23 protein-coding genes are annotated in these 18,371 nt (G+C 74.4%); 8 read left to right on the top strand and 15 right to left on the bottom strand.

Translation table 11 applies throughout. The annotated features are described in order from the left end of the window. The first annotated feature begins 10 nt into the window (after positions 1 to 10). Entirely contained in the window at positions 11 to 445 is a 435-nt protein-coding gene (locus DFJ66_RS02680) for a hypothetical protein (protein WP_121217601.1), read from the top strand. Between the two features lies 1 nt (position 446). On the opposite strand, the gene DFJ66_RS02675 is transcribed toward DFJ66_RS02680, so the two are convergent. Then, positions 447 to 1,430 carry a tyrosine-type recombinase/integrase gene (locus tag DFJ66_RS02675; protein ID WP_121217599.1) on the bottom strand — a complete coding sequence of 328 codons (984 nt, stop codon included), beginning with the start codon at positions 1,428 to 1,430 and terminating at the stop codon, positions 447 to 449. 794 nt (positions 1,431 to 2,224) lie between these two features. Here DFJ66_RS02675 and DFJ66_RS02670 point away from each other — a divergent pair. Further along, positions 2,225 to 3,223, top strand: coding sequence for a helix-turn-helix transcriptional regulator (locus DFJ66_RS02670; protein WP_121217597.1), 999 nt, complete (start codon positions 2,225 to 2,227; stop codon positions 3,221 to 3,223). Here the strand turns inward: DFJ66_RS02670 and DFJ66_RS02665 are convergent. Further along, entirely contained in the window at positions 3,154 to 3,690 is a 537-nt protein-coding gene (locus DFJ66_RS02665) for a MarR family winged helix-turn-helix transcriptional regulator (protein ID WP_121217595.1), read from the bottom strand. The two genes, DFJ66_RS02670 and DFJ66_RS02665, sit on opposite strands and share 70 nt — an antisense overlap. Before the next feature lie 48 nt (positions 3,691 to 3,738). On the opposite strand from DFJ66_RS02665, the gene pip reads away from it, so the two are divergent. Next, a complete protein-coding gene (gene pip, locus DFJ66_RS02660; RefSeq protein WP_397556278.1) occupies positions 3,739 to 4,689 on the top strand; it encodes a prolyl aminopeptidase in 951 nt (316 codons plus the stop codon). 227 nt (positions 4,690 to 4,916) lie between these two features. Here the strand turns inward: pip and DFJ66_RS02655 are convergent, their stop codons facing one another. Genes DFJ66_RS02655 through DFJ66_RS02645 form a run of 3 tightly spaced genes read right to left on the bottom strand, consistent with a single transcriptional unit; the run spans position 4,917 to position 6,596 of the window. Beyond that, positions 4,917 to 5,675, bottom strand: a complete 759-nt coding sequence (locus tag DFJ66_RS02655) for a class I SAM-dependent methyltransferase (RefSeq protein WP_121217591.1) — start codon at positions 5,673 to 5,675, stop codon at positions 4,917 to 4,919. Between the two features lie 45 nt (positions 5,676 to 5,720). Continuing rightward, positions 5,721 to 6,320, bottom strand: a complete 600-nt coding sequence (locus tag DFJ66_RS02650; RefSeq protein ID WP_121217589.1) for a class I SAM-dependent methyltransferase — start codon at positions 6,318 to 6,320, stop codon at positions 5,721 to 5,723. Beyond that, positions 6,321 to 6,596 carry a helix-turn-helix domain-containing protein gene (locus DFJ66_RS02645; RefSeq protein ID WP_121217587.1) on the bottom strand — a complete coding sequence of 92 codons (276 nt, stop codon included), beginning with the start codon at positions 6,594 to 6,596 and terminating at the stop codon, positions 6,321 to 6,323. A 72-nt stretch (positions 6,597 to 6,668) separates the two neighbouring features. Between DFJ66_RS02645 and map the strand changes: the two genes are divergently transcribed. Further along, a complete protein-coding gene (gene map, locus DFJ66_RS02640; protein WP_121230544.1) occupies positions 6,669 to 7,460 on the top strand; it encodes a type I methionyl aminopeptidase in 792 nt (263 codons plus the stop codon). Positions 7,461 to 7,464: 4 nt separating this feature from the next. Here the strand turns inward: map and DFJ66_RS02635 are convergent, their stop codons facing one another. Then, positions 7,465 to 8,208: an SDR family oxidoreductase gene (locus tag DFJ66_RS02635; RefSeq protein ID WP_246029545.1), complete on the bottom strand. Its 744-nt coding sequence runs from the start codon at positions 8,206 to 8,208 to the stop codon at positions 7,465 to 7,467. Then, positions 8,193 to 8,885 (bottom strand): alpha/beta fold hydrolase, encoded by a 693-nt coding sequence (locus tag DFJ66_RS02630; protein WP_121217585.1) that lies wholly within the window; start codon positions 8,883 to 8,885, stop codon positions 8,193 to 8,195. The genes DFJ66_RS02635 and DFJ66_RS02630 overlap by 16 nt, the downstream gene beginning before the upstream one ends. 106 nt (positions 8,886 to 8,991) lie before the next feature. On the opposite strand from DFJ66_RS02630, the gene DFJ66_RS02625 reads away from it, so the two are divergent. After that, positions 8,992 to 9,876, top strand: a complete 885-nt coding sequence (locus tag DFJ66_RS02625; RefSeq protein ID WP_246029544.1) for a ferredoxin family protein — start codon at positions 8,992 to 8,994, stop codon at positions 9,874 to 9,876. On the opposite strand, the gene DFJ66_RS02620 is transcribed toward DFJ66_RS02625, so the two are convergent. Together DFJ66_RS02620 and DFJ66_RS02615 are read right to left on the bottom strand one after the other, a co-directional pair. Then, on the bottom strand, positions 9,781 to 10,473 hold the full coding sequence (locus DFJ66_RS02620; protein ID WP_246029543.1) for a TetR/AcrR family transcriptional regulator: 693 nt from the start codon (positions 10,471 to 10,473) through the stop codon (positions 9,781 to 9,783). The two genes, DFJ66_RS02625 and DFJ66_RS02620, sit on opposite strands and share 96 nt — an antisense overlap. Next, the gene (locus tag DFJ66_RS02615; protein ID WP_211351704.1) at positions 10,470 to 10,646 is read right to left on the bottom strand and encodes a hypothetical protein; all 177 of its coding nucleotides are present in this window, start codon (positions 10,644 to 10,646) and stop codon (positions 10,470 to 10,472) included. Before DFJ66_RS02615 ends, DFJ66_RS02620 begins: the two co-directional genes overlap by 4 nt. A 26-nt stretch (positions 10,647 to 10,672) precedes the next feature. Between DFJ66_RS02615 and DFJ66_RS02610 the strand changes: the two genes are divergently transcribed. Then, positions 10,673 to 11,185: a CGNR zinc finger domain-containing protein gene (locus DFJ66_RS02610; protein WP_121217579.1), complete on the top strand. Its 513-nt coding sequence runs from the start codon at positions 10,673 to 10,675 to the stop codon at positions 11,183 to 11,185. 60 nt (positions 11,186 to 11,245) lie between these two features. Here the strand turns inward: DFJ66_RS02610 and DFJ66_RS02605 are convergent, their stop codons facing one another. Then, positions 11,246 to 12,121 (bottom strand): pentapeptide repeat-containing protein, encoded by an 876-nt coding sequence (locus DFJ66_RS02605; protein ID WP_211350943.1) that lies wholly within the window; start codon positions 12,119 to 12,121, stop codon positions 11,246 to 11,248. A 101-nt stretch (positions 12,122 to 12,222) separates the two neighbouring features. Between DFJ66_RS02605 and DFJ66_RS02600 the strand changes: the two genes are divergently transcribed. Together DFJ66_RS02600 and DFJ66_RS02595 are read left to right on the top strand one after the other, a co-directional pair. Further along, the gene (locus DFJ66_RS02600; protein WP_121217575.1) at positions 12,223 to 12,591 is read left to right on the top strand and encodes a DUF1707 SHOCT-like domain-containing protein; all 369 of its coding nucleotides are present in this window, start codon (positions 12,223 to 12,225) and stop codon (positions 12,589 to 12,591) included. Positions 12,592 to 12,627: 36 nt separating this feature from the next. Continuing rightward, the gene (locus tag DFJ66_RS02595; protein ID WP_121217573.1) at positions 12,628 to 14,001 is read left to right on the top strand and encodes an amidase; all 1,374 of its coding nucleotides are present in this window, start codon (positions 12,628 to 12,630) and stop codon (positions 13,999 to 14,001) included. Positions 14,002 to 14,032: 31 nt separating this feature from the next. Here DFJ66_RS02595 and DFJ66_RS02590 read toward each other — a convergent pair whose 3' ends face one another. From DFJ66_RS02590 to DFJ66_RS02570, 5 genes are all read right to left on the bottom strand, one after another. Then, the gene (locus DFJ66_RS02590; protein ID WP_246029542.1) at positions 14,033 to 14,896 is read right to left on the bottom strand and encodes a hypothetical protein; all 864 of its coding nucleotides are present in this window, start codon (positions 14,894 to 14,896) and stop codon (positions 14,033 to 14,035) included. A gap of 131 nt (positions 14,897 to 15,027) precedes the next feature. Then, positions 15,028 to 16,236, bottom strand: coding sequence for an SPFH domain-containing protein (locus DFJ66_RS02585; RefSeq protein WP_246029541.1), 1,209 nt, complete (start codon positions 16,234 to 16,236; stop codon positions 15,028 to 15,030). A 13-nt stretch (positions 16,237 to 16,249) separates the two neighbouring features. After that, positions 16,250 to 16,672, bottom strand: coding sequence for an NfeD family protein (locus DFJ66_RS02580; protein WP_121217571.1), 423 nt, complete (start codon positions 16,670 to 16,672; stop codon positions 16,250 to 16,252). 47 nt (positions 16,673 to 16,719) lie between these two features. Continuing rightward, positions 16,720 to 17,538 (bottom strand): DUF3097 domain-containing protein, encoded by an 819-nt coding sequence (locus DFJ66_RS02575; RefSeq protein ID WP_121217569.1) that lies wholly within the window; start codon positions 17,536 to 17,538, stop codon positions 16,720 to 16,722. Between the two features lie 53 nt (positions 17,539 to 17,591). Beyond that, positions 17,592 to 18,353 carry an aminoglycoside phosphotransferase family protein gene (locus DFJ66_RS02570; RefSeq protein ID WP_121217567.1) on the bottom strand — a complete coding sequence of 254 codons (762 nt, stop codon included), beginning with the start codon at positions 18,351 to 18,353 and terminating at the stop codon, positions 17,592 to 17,594. Positions 18,354 to 18,371 lie beyond the last annotated feature (18 nt).

Below are 18,371 nucleotides of genomic sequence, written 5' to 3'. Positions count from 1 at the left end.
AGCACCACCGATGGGCGTCCTGACCGACTACTTCCACGCACCCGACGACGACACGGTCTTCCACGCCCTCGACCGCACCGACGGCATGTCACCGCTCATCCCGCCACTCGAATGGGACGGCGTCGAAGCCAAGTCCATCGACCCCGACCTCGTCCTGGCCCGACTCGTCGCCGCCGCACACCCCACACCCGGCCGCCACCACAACCCCCTCGTGTGGCCCGCCACCGAGGACCCCGAATACGACGGCTCCTGGGTCTGCCGCGTGGACCTGGCCGCCGTCCCCGACACCGACCTGCCCGCACTGGCCACCCACTGGGCCGGCACCGACGAGTGGCGCGGTCACGCCACACCCGACGAACTCCTGCCCATCGCCACCGACCTGGTGCACCTCGCCCGCCGAGCCCGCGACGCCGGCGACCACCTCTACTGCTGGAGGACCGTGTAGCTCACTCGTCACCACCGCGCGCCGAGGGCAGGTTCGCCAGCGACACGTACGTCCGGTTGCCCGCCACCGCCGCCCGCCGCTCCCGCGCCGTCGCCTCGATGTAGTTCTGCGATGTCGCCAGCGACGCGTGCCCCAGCAGCGCCATGATCTCCGACGCCGACGCGCCGTCCTCGGCCAGCCGCGTGGCGAAGGTGTGCCGCAACGCGTGCAGGTTCGCCCCCGACGGCACCCGGTCGTGCAGCCCCGCCCACCGGAAGCACGACCGCACCAGGTACTCCAGCCCGCCACGCCCGATCGGCTCACCGTGCCGGTCCCGCAGCAACGCCGAACCCCGGTCGAACCGCCCCTGCGGGAACCGCGCCCGGCACGACTCGAGGTACTGCTCGATGATCCGGTCCATCGCCGGCTCGATCGGCACCGACCGGTCCCGGTTGCCCTTGCCCGCCACGTGCAGCCGCCGCTCACCGGGCCGCCCGACCACCGAGGCCAACGTCAACGTCCGCATCTCCGCCGACCGCAACCCCGCGACCAGCCCCAACGCCAGCACCAGGACGTCCCGCTCCGGCCACGGGTCACGGGCCTTTCGCGCCCCCTCGGCCGCCGCCGCCAACAACCGCTCGGGCGTGTCCTCGCCGCGGAGGGGCTTGGGCACCAACGGCGGCGTCTTCGGCCGGGCCACCGCGCCCATCGGGTTGCCGGGCAACAGGTCCTCGGCCACGCAGAAGGTCAGGAACTGGTTCCACGTCGACCACGCCCGCAACACCGAGGACTTCGCGTGCGTGTCGGCGAACACCCCGAAGGCCTTGCGCAGGTTCCCGGCCGTCAGGTGAGCGACCAGCAGCTCGTCCGGGGGAGTGGAGGTGACGTCGGAGAGCAAGGAGGTGACCCCGGCGAGGTCCCGCCGGTAGGCCGCCGTGGTGTGGGGGGAGTCCTTGCGCGGACGGCGGGCGAGGAAGAAGGACTCCTGGGCGTCGAGCACACGCATGTGATCTTCCTAGCGCACGCCACCGACAATTTTCGGCACCGACGACGTCGGCAGGCGTGGCCGGGACCAAGATCAACTCATGGATAATGGCGATTATCCATCAAAGAGCGGTGTGGAGAGCCGAGGAGAGGGGCCGACCCGCGAGCCAGGGGATCCGCCACTCCCAGTCCCGCGCCAGCCTCTTGGACACCCTCAACCGCTCGATCGTCCACACACGCACACCATGACGCGTCCCGTCAGACGGCCCGGCATCTGCCGAACACCGCCGGCAAGCCGCCCAGGGGCTTGATCATCCACCCGACGAGCCGACCGCGGGCGCATGTCGACCATCCGGCCACACCGCCACAGAAACGTCACGTGACGTATGTCCAGCGCGATGATCAGGCCTCCACGCAACGCCGATAATCTACATTATGTTAAGTAAGCGGTTCGGGCGCCCTCCAGCGGCGTCTCCCGACGCCGCGAACCCACGATCCGCCCGCGTCGATGCCCCGCGGCCGACCGCTCCCTCGCCGGATCGGTTCCTCGGCTCGCGCGCGTCGGATTGTCGGTGGCCCGTGGGATGATCGACTCGGGGGCCGGAGGCCACGCCGCAGCACGCGCGACACGCCGCCCGAGCCCGCCCGAGCCGCCGTCCGGGCCAGTGTCCAAGTCACTGTCCAAGGTGCCGGTCCGAGACGTCGGTGACCGCGTCCCGACGATTCGTGCCACTGCTCCCCCGGGCCTGTTCGATCAGGTGTTCGAATCGTCCAAAGTGCGCATCAGGTGAGCACTTCAGCGACGACACTGCACCCATGCGTGCGGATCGGCTGGTGGCCGCCCTGTTGTTGATGCAGGCGCGTGGACGGGTGACGGCGGCGGAGTTGGCGGCCGAGTTGGAGGTGTCCGTGGCGACCGCGCGCCGGGACCTGGAAGCGCTGTCGTCCGCGGGTGTGCCGGTCTACCCGCAGCCGGGGCGTGGTGGTGGCTGGGAGTTGGTGGGTCGGGCGCGGACGGATCTCAGTGGGTTGAGTGCGGCTGAGGCGCAGGCGTTGTTCGTGTTGGTGGGGCCGGCTGCGGCGGTCAGTGGTGAGGCGAAGGCGGCGTTGCGGAAGTTGGTGCGGGCGTTGCCGGAGACGTTTCGGCGGGACGCGGAGGCGGCGGCGGACGCGGTGGTGGTGGATCCGGCTCGGTGGGGGCAGCGGGATCGGGAGCGGCCGGGGGTTGTCGGGGTGTTGCAGGACGCGGTGGTGCGGCGGCGGAAGGTGCGGCTGGACTACGTGAAGCGGGGTGGGCAGCGGTCGGTGCGGGTGGTGGACCCGTTGGGGCTCGTGGACAAGGACGACGTCTGGTACCTGGTCGCGGGCACGCCCGAGGGGCAGCGGACGTTCCGGGTGGACCGGGTGGTGGGCGTCGAGGTGACCGGCGAGGAGGCGGTGCGGCCGGAGGGGTTCGCGTTGTCGGAGGCCTGGGGGCGGGTGGTGACCGAGGTCGAGGGGTGGCAGCGGCGGACGTCGGCGACGGTGGTGGTGGCCGAGCGGCACGTGCGGGTGTTGCGGGGGCAGTTCGGGCGGCACTGCGTGGTGGAGGGTGTGGTGGACGGGCGGGCTCGGGTGCGGGTGTCGGCGCCCACTCCCCTGATGGTCGCGCAGCACTTGGCGGGGTGGGGTGCATTGGCCGAGGTGGTGGAGTCGGACGTGGTGCGGGCGGAGTTGGCGCGGTTGGGTGCGGAGCTGGTGGAGCGCTACGGCACCGGCGGCGGCGAAGGCAGCGGCGGCGACGAAGGCGGTGAGGGGGGCGGCGGTGCGACCTGAGGCAGGTGGAGGTGGATGCGGTCGCTCATGGGCCGCTCCCCCAGTGCGCGCAGGGCGTGGTCGACGAGGTCGCTGAGGGGGTACGGGAGTTCGGCGTCGAGTTCGCGGCCGGCGGCGGTGGTGGCGGTCCACTCGGCGTCCAGGACCGGGAGGAGGTCCAGGGCGCGCGGGGTGAGGTGGACGATGCGTTGGCGGGCGTCGGTGCCGGGGTGGAGGTCGACGAGGCCGTCGCGGTGCATCTGGTTGACGGTTTGGCTGACGGCGGAGTGGGTGACGCCGATGGCGGTGGCGAGGTCGCGGATGGACTGGGGTCCGCGGCGGTGGACGAGTCGGATGATCGGGTTGTAGCGGGGTCGGAAGCCGTCGAGGCCGAGTCGGGTGTAGGCGTGGGCGATGCCGTCGTCGAGCAGGTCGAGCAGGTGGCGCAGGCGGGTGCCGAGGTAATCGGTGGTGGGGTTGTCGTCCACTCCCCTAATGTAACAGCACTGTTGTTTCTTTCGGAGGGGGACGTGGTGGTGTACCCGGAGATCGAGCCGTACGCGCACGGGATGTTGGACGTCGGTGACGGGAACCTCGTGTACTGGGAGGAGTGCGGGAACCCGGAGGGCAAGCCGGTGGTGTGCCTGCACGGTGGTCCGGGGACGGGCTGCTCCCCCGGTATGCGGCGGCAGTTCGACCCGCGGGCGTACCGGATCATCCTGTTCGACCAGCGGGGTTCGGGCCGTTCGACGCCGCACGCGGCGGATTTCGAGACCGACCTGTCTGTGAACACGACGGCGCACCTGGTGCGGGACATCGAGCGGTTGCGGGTGGACCGGGGTGTGCGGCGGTGGATGGTGTTCGGCGGGTCGTGGGGGTCGACGCTGGGGTTGCACTACGCGCAGTCGCACCCGGAGCGGGTGACGGAGGTCGTGCTGGTGGCGGTGACGACGAGCCGGCGCGCGGAGATCGAGTGGCTGTACCACGGGTTGGGGCGGTTCTTCCCGCAGGAGTGGGACCGGTTCCGGGCGGGGGCGCCGGCGGGTGCGACGGATCTGGTGGCGGCCTACGACGAGCTGTTGAACGACCCGGACCCGGCGGTGCGTCGCAAGGCGGCGGACGACTGGGTGGCGTGGGAGTCGTCGATCCTGACGTTGAACCCGAACCGGGAGCCGACGGCGTGGGAGTTGGACCCGCGGTGGAGGTCGGCGTTCGCGCGGATCACGGCGCGGTACTTCCGGCACGGGGCGTGGCTGGAGGACGGGCAGGTGCTGCGGGAGATGCCGCGGTTGCACGGGATCCCGGCGGTGTTGGTGCACGGTCGGTGGGACATGCAGGGGCCGGTGGCGACGGCGTGGGAGGTGGCGCGGGCGTGGCCGGACGCGGAGTTGGTGGTGGTGCGGGAGGCCTCGCACAGCGCGGGTGACCCGGGGATGGCGGAGGCGGTAGCGGCGGCCACGGACAAGTTCGCCCAGCGTCGCACGTAGGCCGCGGTTTCGAGGCCGGCGAGGTGCCGGAGGAGTCGTCCGGGGCGCGGTGCGCGGGTGGGAGACGGGTGGGAGGTGTGTCGCGTGAGGGGGTGCGCTTCGTCCTGCGCTGTCCTGCGCTGCCTCCGACCTCCCGTCCGCCGTTCCTATTCACGGTATCGCGTGAGATGGCGGAACGTTGCGAATCGTGCATGTCGCCCGATGGGGTGGATGTGAGGGGGTGGAGGTCAGGTCGGGCGGAGGCGGGCTTTCCAGATTTCCTCGCTGGGCCAGTGGTGGCCCCACTCCCCCGTGACTTCGGGGTAGTCGTGGTGGCCTTCGGGGGCGTGGAGCTCGATGAGGTCTTCGACGTCGAAGCCGGTGTCGCGCAGGAGTCTGAGCATGGCGCCGTGCGGGAGGGTGAATTCGGTGGCGTCGGCGTTGCGGACGCGGTCGAGGGTGGCGTGGGGGCGTTGGAGGGTCGTCGCGGCGGGGTGGCCGGGGCGGGCGCACAGGGCGAACAGCGGGGTGCGGCGCAGGAAGACGAGGCGGCCGCCGGGGCGCAGGAGGCGGGCGGCTTGGGGGATCCAGTGGTGGGGGTCGCACCAGAGGCTGGCGCCGTATTCGCTGATGGCGAGGTCGAAGGTGTTGTCGGCCAGGGGTGGGTGTTCGGCGTCGGCCAGTACCAGGGGGAAGTGGAGGTCGAACTCGGTTTGCATGGCGCGGGCGGTGGCGAGTTGGGGTGCGGAGATGTCCAGGCCGACGGGGTGGGCGCCGGCGCGGGCGAGCCAGGCGGAGATGTAGGCGGTGCCGCAGCCCAGTTCGACGACGTCGAGGCCGGTGGGGTCGTCGGGGAGGACGTGGAGGTCGGTTTCGGGGGTGGACCAGAGTCCCCAGGCGGGGGTGGTGCGGGACCAGTGGGCGCGGGCGAGGGGGCCGTGGGCGGCGGCGGCTTGGGTGTCCCAGTGGCGGCGGTTGCGGGTGGTGTGCTCGCTGGTGCCGGGCATGGTCGCGGACGCTAGTGGGGTGCCGGGGTGCCTGGTAGCGGTTTTCTACAGGCGCCAGACGCGGGTGGTGCGCAGGGTGGTGCCTTCGAGGTCGTGCGGGACGGGGACGTCGTGGGTGGCGACGTGGGTGAGTCCGGTGCGGGGCAGGTGGCTGCGGCCGGGGTCGCCGATGAGGACGAGGGCGCCGCGGGTGTGGGCGCGGTGGAGGAAGGGCAGGACGCGGGCGGCCATGTCGCGGTCGTAGAAGACGTCGCCGGCGAGGACGACGTCGTGGTCGGTGTCGGTGTCGAGCAGGTCGGCGATCTCGACGGTGAGGGTGACGCCGTTGGCGCGGGCGTTGCGGGTGGCGGCTCGGCCCGCGAGGGGGTCGACGTCGTTGGCGGTGACGTGGGTGGCGCCGGTGCGGGCGGCGGCGATGGCGACGAGGCCGGAGCCGGTGGCGAGGTCGAGGACGGTGCGGCCGGCGGTGGTGTGGGGGTGGTCGAGCAGGTGGCGGGCCAGTGCTTGGCCGCCGGCCCAGGGGAAGGCCCAGAAGGGTGGGTCGGGTGCGCCGGTGTGTTCCCAGAGGGCGGTGATGTCCTCGGCGGTGTGCAGGGTGATCTCGGGGACGAGCGGGACGGGTTGCGGGGTGGTGTGGTCGGGCATCTAGGCCGCGGGTTCCGAGGCGGTGTCCTGGGACGGGGTGGCCAGTCGGCGGCACAGGTCGTCGAGGGAGAGCCCGACGGCGTCGGCGAGGGCGGCGACGGTGAAGAAGGCCGGGGTGGGGATGCGCCCGCGTTCGATCTTGCGCAGGGTTTCCACGGAGATGCCGGCGGCGGTGGCGATCTGGACCATGCTGCGGTCGCCGCGGGCGGCGCGGAGGGCGTCGCCGAGGCGTTCGCCGCGGACGCGGTCGGACTGGGTGAGCGGCTGTCGCACCATGGGCGTGATAGTAATACCGGCGCGGCTGTGATATCTATACCGGTATAGGTATCACGGTTGGAGGTTGTGTCGGTGATCGAGTTGAAGTCCCCCGCCGAGTTCGACGCGATGCGCGTGGCGGGGCTGGTGGTGGCCGACGCGTTGACGGCGGTCCGCGCGCACGCCGGCGTCGGGGTGTCGCTGCTGGAGTTGGACGAGGTGGCGGCGGAGGTGATCCGGTCGGCGGGCGCGGGTTCGTCGTTCCTGCACTACCGGCCGTCGTTCGCGCCGACGCCGTTCCCCGGCTACATCTGCGCGTCGGTCAACGACGTGATCGTGCACGGCATCCCGGACGGCTACCGGCTGCGCGAGGGCGACCTGGTCAGCATCGACTGCGGTGCGCACGTGGACGGCTGGCACGGCGACTCGGCGATCAGCTTCGTCGTCGGACAGGCCGACCCGGCGGACCTGGCCCTGATCGAGACGGCGGAACGGGCGCTGGCGGCGGGGATCGCGGCGGCGGTGCCGGGCGCGCGGCTGGGTGACGTGTCGGCGGCGATCGGCCGGGTCGTGCGGGGCGCGGGCTACGGGATGCCGGAGGACTTCGGCGGTCACGGCATCGGGCGGGCGATGCACGAGTCGCCGGGTGTGCCCAACGAGGGCCGTCCGGGTCGGGGCATGACGCTGCGGCCGGGGGTGGCGTTGGCGATCGAGCCGATGGTGCACGCGGGCGGCCGTGACGCCTACACCACCGACCCGGACGGGTGGGCGTTGCGCACGGTCGACGGGAGCCGCGCGGCGCACGTGGAGCACACGGTGGCGATCACCGAGTCCGGCCCGCGCGTGCTGACCGCTCCCCGGCTGTCGGTGACCGCGGGGGCGTGACGTCCTAGAGGCCGCCGGCGACGCGCAGGATCGCGCCGGTGGTGAAGGAGGCGTCGTCGCCGAGGAGCCAGGCGATGGCGGCGGCGATCTCCTCGGGTTGTCCGGCGCGGCGCAGCGGGATGAGCGGGGCGACGCGGTCGGGGCGGTCGGGGATGCCGGACAGTTGGTGGATGTCGGTGTGGACGGTGCCGGCGGCGACGGCGTTGACGCGGATGCCGCGTGGACCCAGTTCCTTGGCCAGGCCCACGGTCATGGCGTCGACGGCGGCCTTGCTCGCGGCGTAGTGGACGTACTCCCCCGGGCTGCCCAGGGTCGCGGCGGCGGAGGACACCGACACGATCGCCCCACCCTCACCCAGGTCGCGGGCGGCGCGGCGGGCGCACAGCAGGGCGCCCAGGACGTTGACGTCGAGCACGCGGCGCAGGTCGGCGACCTCGGTGTCGGCCAGGGGGCCGGCGGGGCTGGTGACGCCGGCGTTGATCACCACCCCGGTGACGCGGCCCAGCGCGGCGGCGGCGGTGAACAGGGCGTCGACGTCGTCGGGGTCGGAGACCTCGCAGCGCACGGCGAGCCCGTCGACCTGCGCGGCGAGCCGTTCGGCCTCGTCGCGGGCGGCGCGGTAGCCCAGGACGACGCGGTGGCCTTCGGCGTGGAGCCTGCGCACGGTGGCCGCGCCGATGCCCCGGCTGCCGCCGGTGACGACGGTCAGCCGGTCGGCTCCGTTCACCGCGTTCACGCGGTCAGCCACGCGCCCACCTCCGCGCCCACCTCGTCGGTCCGGGTGACGAGCATGTGCGCCAGGCCCGCCACGTCGACCAATTTCGCGGCGGGAACGGCGTCGCACAGCCGTTGCTGCACGGGCCGGAACGCCGGGTACTCCTGCTCGCCGCGCACTAGCAGCAGGGGCGCGGTGAGCCGGTCGGCGACGGCGAGGACGTCCAGGGGCGCGGCGGCGGCGCGGGCGGCGGGTGTCCAGTCGTAGGCGGGCAGGAACCCGGCGGCAACCGACGCCTCGACCACCGACTCCGCGGTCACCGCCGGGTTGACCACCGCGACCCGCCGCACCGGGACCTCGCCGCGCACGGCGGTCAGCAGCGCCACGTGCCCGCCGGCGGACCCGCCGACCACGTCGACCGGTCCGGCGCAGCCCAGGTCGCCGCGCAGCGCGGTCACCAGGTCCGGCACGGCGTCGGCGGCTTCGGCGACCAGGGGCGCGTAGCCGTCGAGGAGGAAGTCGGGGCTGGGGTCGCGCAGCGGCAGGGCCGGGTAGACGCGCCAGGCGTCCACGTCGGGCAGCGGCAGCGTGGCGGCCATGTCCTGCGGGGTGCCGGGTTGGCCGAGCAGGTGCCACACGAGGACCAGTCGGGTGCCGGTGCGGGGCGGCAGCGCCACGTACGGGACGCCGGCCGCGGTTCCGGTGATCACGCCCGCCACCGTACGGGGCGGCACGCCGGGGCCGGCGGGTGTTCCGCTGTGAGCGGATCGGCACCCCGATGTCACCCGAACGGCCCTACGGGTGCACCCTGGGGTGGTGACCGAGCCACGCTGTGCCGCCGTGTCGGCGGCCCTGCACGAGCCGCAGGCGGGTACCGCCGCCACCGCCGCCGCGTGGATCTGCCTGGAGCAGCCCGGCCCGTGGGGCGCGAACGCGCTCACCGAGAGCCACCTGGACCCGGCGCTGGGCGCGGAGTTGGGCCGCCGTGCCGACGCCGCCGGGGTGCGGGTGCTGCTGATCCGCCGTCCCGGTCACCACGCCGACACCCACCGGCCTACGCCGCGCCGGGTGTACGTGGCGTCCACGGCGCCGGGCGCGTCGTGGCTGGAACGCGCCGACACCGACCCGCGGCGCCTGCTGGAGCTGGACTTCGCCGCGCTGGCGGCGGGTGTGCGGCCGGGCTGGGGTGAGCCGGTCGCCGAGCCGTTGTTGATGGTGTGCACGAACAGCCGGCGGGACGTGTGCTGCGCGCTGTGGGGGCGTCCGCTGGTGGCGGAGTTGGCGGCGTCGCACCCGGAGGCGGTGTGGGAGTGCACCCACACCGGAGGTCACCGCTTCTCCCCCACCGGCGTGCTGCTGCCCACCGGCTACCTGTACGGGCGCCTGGACGTGCCGTTCGCGCGGCACCTGCTGGCCGAGGCCGCCCGGGGTCGGGTGGTGGTGGAGCGCTGCCGGGGCCGTTCGGCGTTCCCGAAGGAGGGGCAGGTCGCGGAACTGGCGGTGCGGGAGCGGCTGGGCGAGCGGCGGGACGTGCTGACCGTGCGGGGCACCACCGTGCGGCACGTCGACGGCCGGGCGTGGCGGGTGGACGTGGTGGACCAGGAGCTACCGCCCGCGCGGCCGGCGAGCTGCGGCGCGGTCCCCGCCGTGCCCACCCGGCTGGTCGCCACCGGGGTCCAGCGGCTGGTCCCCGTGCCCTGAGGTCGGTACGGCGTGCCCCGAGGTCGGTATGGCGGCACGGAACAGGCCCAGGCCCAGCGCGTGCGGGTCGTCCAGGCCGGTGGCGCGCAGGGCTTCGGCGGGCAGCGCGAGCAGGGACACGGCCACGCCGAGGAAGTAGGCGTCGAGCAGGCCGGCGTCGCGGGTGGTGGAGGGCAGGCCGGCGGTGCGGTGCAGGGACGCGCCCGCTTCGGCGTTGGACACCACCATCCGCCCCAGTGCTTCGCGCACGGCGGGCCGGCGCACCGCTTCCAGGTACAGCTCGGCCATGGCGAGCAGCTGGGTCGGGTCCTCCAGGACCGCGCGGCGCAGCAACGCCGGGTACAGCTGCGCGACGCGGCTCGGGGTGACGTCGGCGGGGGTGGTGTCGCGCAGCGCGGCCACGGCGTCGGCGTGCAGCAGGGTCATGCGTTCGGCGGCCGCGCGCAGCAGCGCTTCCCGGGTGGGGAAGTAGTTCTTGGTGGTGCCCAGCGGGACGCCGGCGGCGCGGTCCACCGCGCGGTGCGTGAGCCCCCGGCCGCCCTCGGCGGCCAGCACGGAGATCACGGTGTCGCACAGCAGCTCGCGGCGGGAGGTCACGGGGACGGGACGATAGCCGATCTTGGCGAGCCGGCCGTGGCGACCACCCGTCCGGCGTCGAGCACCAGCCACAGGCCGCACACGCAGCGCAGGTAGGCCGTGCGGCCGTGCACGGAGACCGGGTGGACGGGGTCGGTGGTGGGCCACGCGCAGGAAGGGCAGCTGGTCGTCACGCCACCCAGCGTGGTGTCATGGTTCAGTGCATTTCAACCCTTACGGCGGGGCGGCGGCGCAGCTCGCGGCGTCCCTGGTCAACGCCGACCGCGCGGCGGGTGCCGCGGACCTGCTGGACCTGCTGCGCGACCACGCCTACAAGCCGCTGGGCACCCTGAGCGAGGCCCAGGCGGCGGACCTGCGGGCGTGGGCGCGGCGGCTGGAACCGGTGTTCACCGGCGAGGTCGACCGCGTGGCCCACGTCAACACCCTGCTCGCCGAGGCCGCCGCCCGCCCCTACATCTCCACCCACGACGGCCGCCGCCCCCACCTGCACTTCGCGCCGGAGACGGCCCCCACCCCCGACCGCGTGCGGGCGTTCACCGCCGCCGGCTTGGCGCACGTGGTGTGCGAGGACCCGGGCCGGCTGGGCCACTGCGCCCGCCCCGGCTGCGGCACGGTCTACGTCGACACCTCCCGCAACGGCCGCCGCCGCTACTGCACCACCCGCTGCGCCAACCGCGAACAGGTGGCCCGCCACCGCCGCCGCACCGCCTGACCGGCCGGGGCCGGCGCACCGCCTGACCGGCCGGGGCCGGCGCACCGTGCGGCAGCCGCGTCAGCGCATCACGCGGCGGCCGAACCGGGCGCCGCCGAAGTCCGCGGTCTCCCCGATCAGCGCCGAGGTCACGTCGGTGCGGCCCCGGAACCACGCCCCGGTGAACAGCGCGTCCCGGTGGAACACCACCTCGCCGAACAGCGCCCGCCCGCCGAAGAACACCGTCTCGAACCCGGCCGGCCCGCCGAACTCCGCGCGCCGCAGGTCCGCCCGCCCCGACACCTTCGCCCCGGCCAGCTGGGCGGCGTCGGCGACCTGAACCCCGGACAGCCCCAGGTTGCCGGTGAACACCGCGGCGACCATGGACAGCGACCGGGCGAACAGGGTGTCGGTGAACAGCCCGTGCCGCAGGAACCGGGCCCCGTCGAACACCGCCGCCCCGGTCACCGTCATGGCCTCGAACCGCGCGTCGCCGACGAACACCGCGCCGGTGAAGTCGACCTTGCCGACCCGGCACCCGGACAGGTCCACCTCGACCAGGATCGCCCCGGCGGCGCGGACGTCCATGCCGGGCCAGTAGTCCTCGCCGGGCCGCAGGTGCGCGACCAGTTCGCTCTGCACGGCGGTGCGCCACCCGGCGTCCAGGCCTCGGCTGACCCCGCCGCGCAGCGCCGCCAGCCACGTGTCCACCACGTCCTGGCGCCGCGCGGGCAGTTCCCGTCCGATCTCGGCCAGCAGCAGCAGCCCCTCGCGGTCGCCGGCGCGGAACAACCGGTTGGCCTCCCGCCACACCGACACCGGCGACGGCGCTTCCCGTTCGGTGCGGCGGCGGGCGTGTTCGTCCAGCAGCACCTCGGCCTGCGCGCGCCGCCGGTGCCGCGCGACGATCACCATCAGCACCAGCGCCACCGCCAGCCACAGCACCCACGTCGGCATGACACCGATCATGCCCGCACCGCGTACGTCGGGGGGCGTAGTCCGCGTCACCGCCCCACGACCGATGCGGGGACCCGCTCGCCGCGCGGAGGATCGGGGGCATGACACACCCCACCCAACCGCCCGCCGACGGGGTCCGGGTCTCCGACGCCGAACGGGACGCGGTCGCGGCCCGGCTGCGTGACGCCGTCGGCGAGGGCAGGCTGACCCTGGCCGAGGCGGAGGAGCGCATCGCCGCCGCCTACGCCGCCGTGCACCGCGCCGACCTGGCGCCGCTGACCCTCGACCTCCCCCAGCCGCCGCCCCGGGCGCCGCGACCGCGGTGGGACGGCCGCCGCCCGCCGGTCCTGGCGGTCGTGGCCGTGCTCGCGGTGGTGGCGTGGATCGCCTCGCCGCTGCCGTTCCCGTGGCCGCTGCTGCTGGTGGCGTTCCTCGTGCTGCGCCACCGCGCGCGTCACCGGCCCACCTGACCCGGTCCGGGCCGCCCGGTGCCCTAGGGTGCGGCCATGGACCTGACCGACGCGTGCTTCGCGGGCGCGGCACGGCAAGCCGAGCTGCTGCGCGCGGGCGAGCTGACCTCCCGCGACCTGGTCGCCGAGTGCCTGCGCCGCATCGACGCCCGCGACCGGCGCCTCAACGCGTTCCGCCTGGTGTTCGCCGACCGGGCCCGCGCGGAGGCCGCCGAGGCCGACGCCCGCCGCGCGCGCGGCGAGGACCTGCCGCTGCTGGGGGTGCCGGTGGCGGTCAAGGAGGACCTGGCCATCGCGGGTCTGCCCACGACCAACGGCACGGCCGCGGTCGAGAAGGTCGCCGCGGCCGACTCGCGGATCGTGGCCCGGTTGCGTGCGGCGGGCGCGGTGGTCGTGGGCCGCACGCGGATGCCGGAGCTGGGTTTGTGGCCCTACACCGAGAGCAGCTGGGCGGGGGCGACGCGCAACCCGTGGTCGGCGGGGCACTCGCCGGGCGGGTCCAGCGGTGGTTCGGCCGCCGCCGTCGCCGCGGGGTTGGTGGGTGCGGCGGTCGGCACGGACGGGGCGGGGTCGGTGCGCATCCCGTCGGCGTGCACGGGGGTGTTCGGTCTCAAGCCGCACCGCGACCACGTGCCGCTGGACGAGCAGGTGTGGACCGGTCTGGTGGCCGCCGGCCCGATCGCCCGGCACGTGCGGGACGCCGCGCTGCTGCTGGACGTGCTGGCCCCCGGCCACGACCACACCGCCGCGGCGACCGCCGACCCGGGCCGGTTGCGGATCGCGGTGTCGCTGCGCCCGTGGGGTCCGGGCATCCCGATCGCGGAAGAGGTCCGCGACGCCGTCCTGGACACCGCGAGCCTGCTGGCCGACCTCGGTCACGACGTGGTGCGCCTGGACCCCGAGATGCGCGACGTGTCGGGCTCGGCCGCGTTCGCCGCCCGCTACCTGCACTGCGCGGCGATCAGCGAGGCCGCGGTGGACCACCCCGACCGCCTGGATGCCCGGACCCGCCGGGTCGCCGCGCTGGGGCGGGCCCTGCCGGGCGGGGTCGTGCGCCGGGCCCTGGCGCAGACCGAGCCCTTGACCACCCACGCCAACCGGGTGTTCGCCGACCACGACCTGCTGCTGACGCCGGTGCTGACCCGTCCGCCGCTGCGGATCGCGGAATGGCGGCGGCGTCCGACCGTGGCGGCGCTGCTGGCCGCCTCGCGCATGACGACGTTCCTGCACCTGTGGAACGTCACCGGCAACCCGGCCGCGGCCGTCCCGGCCGGCCACACCGGCACCGGGTTGCCGCTGGCGGTCCAGCTGGTCGGCCCGCCGCACGGCGAGAACACCGTCCTGGCCACCGCGGCCCAGCTGGAACGCACCCGCCCGTGGACCGACCGCCGCCCCCCGCTGCCCGGCTGAGCCACGCCGACACCTCGGGGAACCGCGGGGGTCAGCCGTGGCGGGCGAGTCGGTCGCGCAGGGCGGTGTCGGTGACGGCGGCCAGCACCTCGTCCCGCACGGCCGGCCACACGCCCTGCGCGACGGCCAGTCCGCGCAGCCGCAGGTAGTTCTCCGGGGTGGGCCAGGCCAGGAACGCCTCGCGCCGCCACCGCAGGGCCCGTTCGGGTGTGCCGGCGCGCAGGCACTCGTCGACCGCGAGGTCCACGAGCCGTCCCGCCGCGCCGCGGCCACCGGTGGCGGTCAACCCGCGCGCCACCCACTCCAGGGCTTCCTCGGAGCGCCCGGCGTCGCGCAGCACGGTGGCGACCTGCAGGTAGTGCCACCCCGAGGACAGGTCGCGGGCCAGCACCAGCACGTGCAGGTCAACGTCACGGGTGTGTTCGGCCAGTTCCTCCACCACGCGCAGCAGCGCCCACCGTTCGCGGTCGTAGTGCCCGGTCCGGCCGTAGCCGATCACCGGCAGCCGCTCGAACCGCGCGACGGCCTCCCGCCGGTACCAGGCGAGCCCTTCGGGGCCCAGTGCCGCCGCGTAGGGCGCGAGCCGCACGTCGGGCGGTTCGGGGTAGTCGGTCTGGACGTGCAGCAGCCACCGCGCGAGCTGCTCGGGTTCGGGCGGGTCGGTCGCGCACGCCACGGCGTGCAGGTCCAGCACCCGGTCGACCAGGCCGGCCAGTTCGGCGCGGTGCCCGCGGTGCTCGCCGATCCCGGCGAGCAGGGTCTCGGCGACCTGTTCGGCCAGTTGCCGTCCCCCCGGTCCCGCGAGCACCGCCGCCGACAGCTCGGCCACGGCGGCGGCCAGCTCTTCCCACCGGCGCGCCCACGGCACGTCGGCGCGACCCACCCAGTAGTTCACTCGATCGGGTAATGGGTGCACCGGCACATCCAACCGCACCGCACGCTGGGTGACGCTGCTCCACCCCGGTGCCCCGGGGTGTGATCATCACCGCGTCACCGGGGCCTTGTGCGGCGCCCCGGCCGCCACGACTACTCGTGCAGGGAGCGGGGCGGCTCGTCCTCGGCGGCGGAGGTGCCGGCGCCCAGCGCGGCGGTCGTGTCGGGCGCGGCCTCGCCCAGGGACGGGCGGTCCAGCGGGCCGGGGACTTCCTTGCGGGCCACGGCCTCGGCCGCGCGGACGGCTTCGGCGACGGTCGGGTCGGGGGCGGTGTCGAACCAGTCGGCCACCGAGGCGTCGTCGTCCTCGGGGGTGGTGCGGGCGGGTTCGTCGGCGGGCGGCTCGTAGCGGAACACGCCGTCCTCGCCGGGCGCGCCGAGCATGCGGGCGAACCCTTCGAGGGCCTTGCCGTAGTCCGAGGGCACCAGCCACACCTTGTTGGCGTCGCCCTGGGCCATCTGCGGCAGGGTCTGCAGGTACTGGTAGGCCAGCACCTCCGGGGTGGGTTTGCCGGCCTTGATCGCGGCGAAGACCTTCTCGATGGCCTTGGCCTGGCCCTGGGCCTGCAGGTAGCGGGCGGCGCGCTCGCCCTGGGCGCGCAGGATGCGGGACTGGCGTTCGGCCTCGGCGGCGAGGATCGCCGCCTGCTTGGCGCCCTCGGCGGACAGGATCGCGGCCTGCTTCTGGCCCTCGGCGGACTTGATCGCCGACTCCCGCTGGCCCTCGGCGGTGAGGATCATGGCGCGCTTCTCCCGGTCGGCGCGCATCTGCTTCTCCATGGAGTCCTGGATCGACGGCGGCGGGTCGATCGCCTTGAGCTCCACCCGCGCCACGCGGATGCCCCACCGGCCGGTGGCCTCGTCCAGGACGCCCCGCAGCTGGTTGTTGATCTGGTCGCGGGAGGTCAGCGTCTCCTCCAGGCTCATGCCGCCGACCAGGTTGCGCAGGGTCGTGGTCGCGAGCTGCTCGACGCCGACGATGTAGTTGGAGATCTCGTAGACCGCCGCGCGCGGGTCGGTGACCTGGAAGTAGACGACCGTGTCGATGGAGACGGTGAGGTTGTCCTGGGTGATCACCGGCTGCGGCGGGAACGACACGACCTGTTCGCGCAGGTCGATGCGGGCCCGCACCCGGTCGAAGAAGGGCACCAGGATGTTCAGGCCGGGCGCGGCGGTGGTGCGGTAGCGGCCCAGCCGCTCGATCACCGCGGCGGTGGCCTGCGGGATCACCAGCACGGACTTGACCGCGACGATGAGCACGAACAACACCAGGACCGCGATGACGATCAACGTCGTGGTCACGTCACTCCCCTTGTCAGACTCCGAGCACCACGGCGGTCGCACCCCGGATCTCGACCACCGTGACTTCCGCGCCGGGTTCGAGCACGCTGTGGTCCAGCGACCGCGCCGACCACACCTCGCCGCCGATGCGCACCCTACCGCCGTGCGCGTCCACAGTGGACACGACCACGGCGGTGCCGCCCAGCAGCGCCTCCACCCCGGACCTGTGGTCGGGTCCGGCGGTGAGCCTGCGCTTGAGCGCGGGCCGCGCGCCGACGACCAGCCCCAGCGCGAGCACCGCGAACGCCGCCGCGCTGACCAGCTCACCCGCGCCCAGCGCCGACACCCCGGCCGCGCCCAGCGCCGCCGCGCCGAGCATGACCAGGACGAAGTCGCCGGAGAGGATCTCGGCGGCCACGAGGGCGACACCGACGATCAACCAGATCAACGCGGCCACACCGCCATCCTCGCACCAACGGGCACCCGGTGTGACCGTTTCACCCGTTACCGCTCCTCGTCCTGCCCCTCGGTGACGAAGTCGATCAGCCGCTCGACCGCGCCGATCAGCGGCGTCTCCAGGTCGCGGAACCCCCGCACGCCGGCCAGCACGCGCCGCCACCCGGCCGCGGGGTCTCCCCAGCCCAGGGCCTGGCACACGCCTTCCTTCCACGGCACCCCGCGCGGCACGACCGGCCAGGCGGCGATCCCGACCGACGCCGGTTTCACCGCCTGCCACACGTCCACGTACGGGTGGCCGGTGACCAGGACGTGCTCGTCGCGGACCGCGGCGACCAGCCGGGACTCCTTGCTGCCCGGCACGAGGTGGTCGACCAGGACACCCAGCCGGCGGCCAGGCCCGGTGCCGAACTCGGCGACCCGGTCGGCCAGGACGTCCACGCCGTCCAGCGGTTCCACCACCACGCCTTCCACGCGCAGGTCGTGACCCCAGACGCGTTCGACCAGCTCGGCGTCGTGCAGGCCCTCGACCCAGATGCGGGAGTCGCGGGCGGTGCGGGCCTTGAGCCCCTCGACCCGCACCGAACCCGACGCCGAACGGACCGGCTTCTGCGCTTGGGTGGGTGCCGGACGCACGAGGGTGACCGGGGCGCCGTCGACGAGGAACCCGGCGGGGCGCAGCGGGAACAGCCGTTCCCGGCCGTGGCGGTCCTCCAGCACGACCTGCCCGTGCTCGAACCGGACGACCGCGCCGCAGAACCCGGAGGCGGGGTCCTCGACGACCAGGCCGACCTCGGCCGCCACCTCGGGCACCTTGCGCTTCCTGGGGCCGACCAGCACGTCCCGCCCGTAGTCCTGTGATCGCACGACCCGCGACGCTAGCCGCTCACCCCATCGGATGACGGCCTGCCACGCCGGGGTCAGCCCAGCGAGAGTGCTTCCGCGCGGCGGTCGGGGAAGAAGTCGGCGTATGCGACGCACCACGCGGCCAGCCGGTCGCCGTCCACCGCGCCGGACAGCGCGTCGATGCCGGAGCGCAGGTCGGGGGCGGAGTAGGCGAAGTCGACGGCGTCGCTGGCCGGGTCGCCCAGGCAGGGGCGCGGGTCGATGGCGACCAGGCCGCGCTCGCCCGCGTCCAGCACGTTGTCCAGGTGCAGGTCGCCGTGCAGCAGGGTCGCCGGGACCCGGTCGCGGGCCAGTGCCGCGGCCGCCGCGTGCCCGGCGGTGTAGTCGCCGGGGCGGCGGCGGGCCAGCAGCTCGAACACGAAGTCCACGCGCCGGGCCAGGGTGGGGAAGTCGCCGCGCGGCGGCAGGTGCAGGGCCTGCACCAGCTCCACCATGCGCTGCGGGTCGTAGGTGGCGGGCGTGCCGGGTTCGAGGCCTTCCAGCAGCAGCGCGCCCGAGTCCACGTCGGACTCCAGGACCCGGACCATGCGCGGCGAGGGCTCCCACGCGCGCAGCGCGTCCAGCTCCTGCCGCGCGATCTCCGGGTCGGGGGTCAGTTTCAGCACGACCGCGTCGCCGGCGCGGCGGCACAGCAGGGCGTGGGAGGTGCCGCCGCCGGTGAGCTCGCGGACCGGTGCCAGGTTCCAGCGGGCGGCGAAGGTGTCGACCAGGGCGGGCAGGGTGTCGATCCACGCCCGCACGCCGGGGCCGAAACGGGTGATCAGCTTCGCGGTCACCCCGTCAGCCTCTCCCGG

This window comes from Saccharothrix variisporea, assembly GCF_003634995.1.
Lineage (GTDB): Bacteria > Actinomycetota > Actinomycetes > Mycobacteriales > Pseudonocardiaceae > Actinosynnema > Actinosynnema variisporeum.
Note: the sequence above shows the minus strand (reverse complement) of the source record. Positions and strands in the feature narration are given on the sequence as shown.

Excerpts from the sequence above, each read along its gene's own strand:
- DFJ66_RS02605 (WP_211350943.1), bottom strand. The coding sequence starts at position 12,121 with ATGCCGACGTGGGTGCTGTGGCTGGCGGTGGCGCTGGTGCTGATGGTG.
- DFJ66_RS02670 (WP_121217597.1), top strand. The coding sequence starts at position 2,225 with ATGCGTGCGGATCGGCTGGTGGCCGCCCTGTTGTTGATGCAGGCGCGT.
- DFJ66_RS02600 (WP_121217575.1), top strand. The coding sequence starts at position 12,223 with ATGACACACCCCACCCAACCGCCCGCCGACGGGGTCCGGGTCTCCGAC.
- DFJ66_RS02675 (WP_121217599.1), bottom strand. The coding sequence starts at position 1,430 with ATGCGTGTGCTCGACGCCCAGGAGTCCTTCTTCCTCGCCCGCCGTCCG.
- DFJ66_RS02680 (WP_121217601.1), top strand. The coding sequence starts at position 11 with ATGGGCGTCCTGACCGACTACTTCCACGCACCCGACGACGACACGGTC.
- DFJ66_RS02650 (WP_121217589.1), bottom strand. The coding sequence starts at position 6,320 with ATGCCCGACCACACCACCCCGCAACCCGTCCCGCTCGTCCCCGAGATC.
- DFJ66_RS02655 (WP_121217591.1), bottom strand. The coding sequence starts at position 5,675 with ATGCCCGGCACCAGCGAGCACACCACCCGCAACCGCCGCCACTGGGAC.
- DFJ66_RS02595 (WP_121217573.1), top strand. The coding sequence starts at position 12,628 with ATGGACCTGACCGACGCGTGCTTCGCGGGCGCGGCACGGCAAGCCGAG.
- DFJ66_RS02645 (WP_121217587.1), bottom strand. The coding sequence starts at position 6,596 with ATGGTGCGACAGCCGCTCACCCAGTCCGACCGCGTCCGCGGCGAACGC.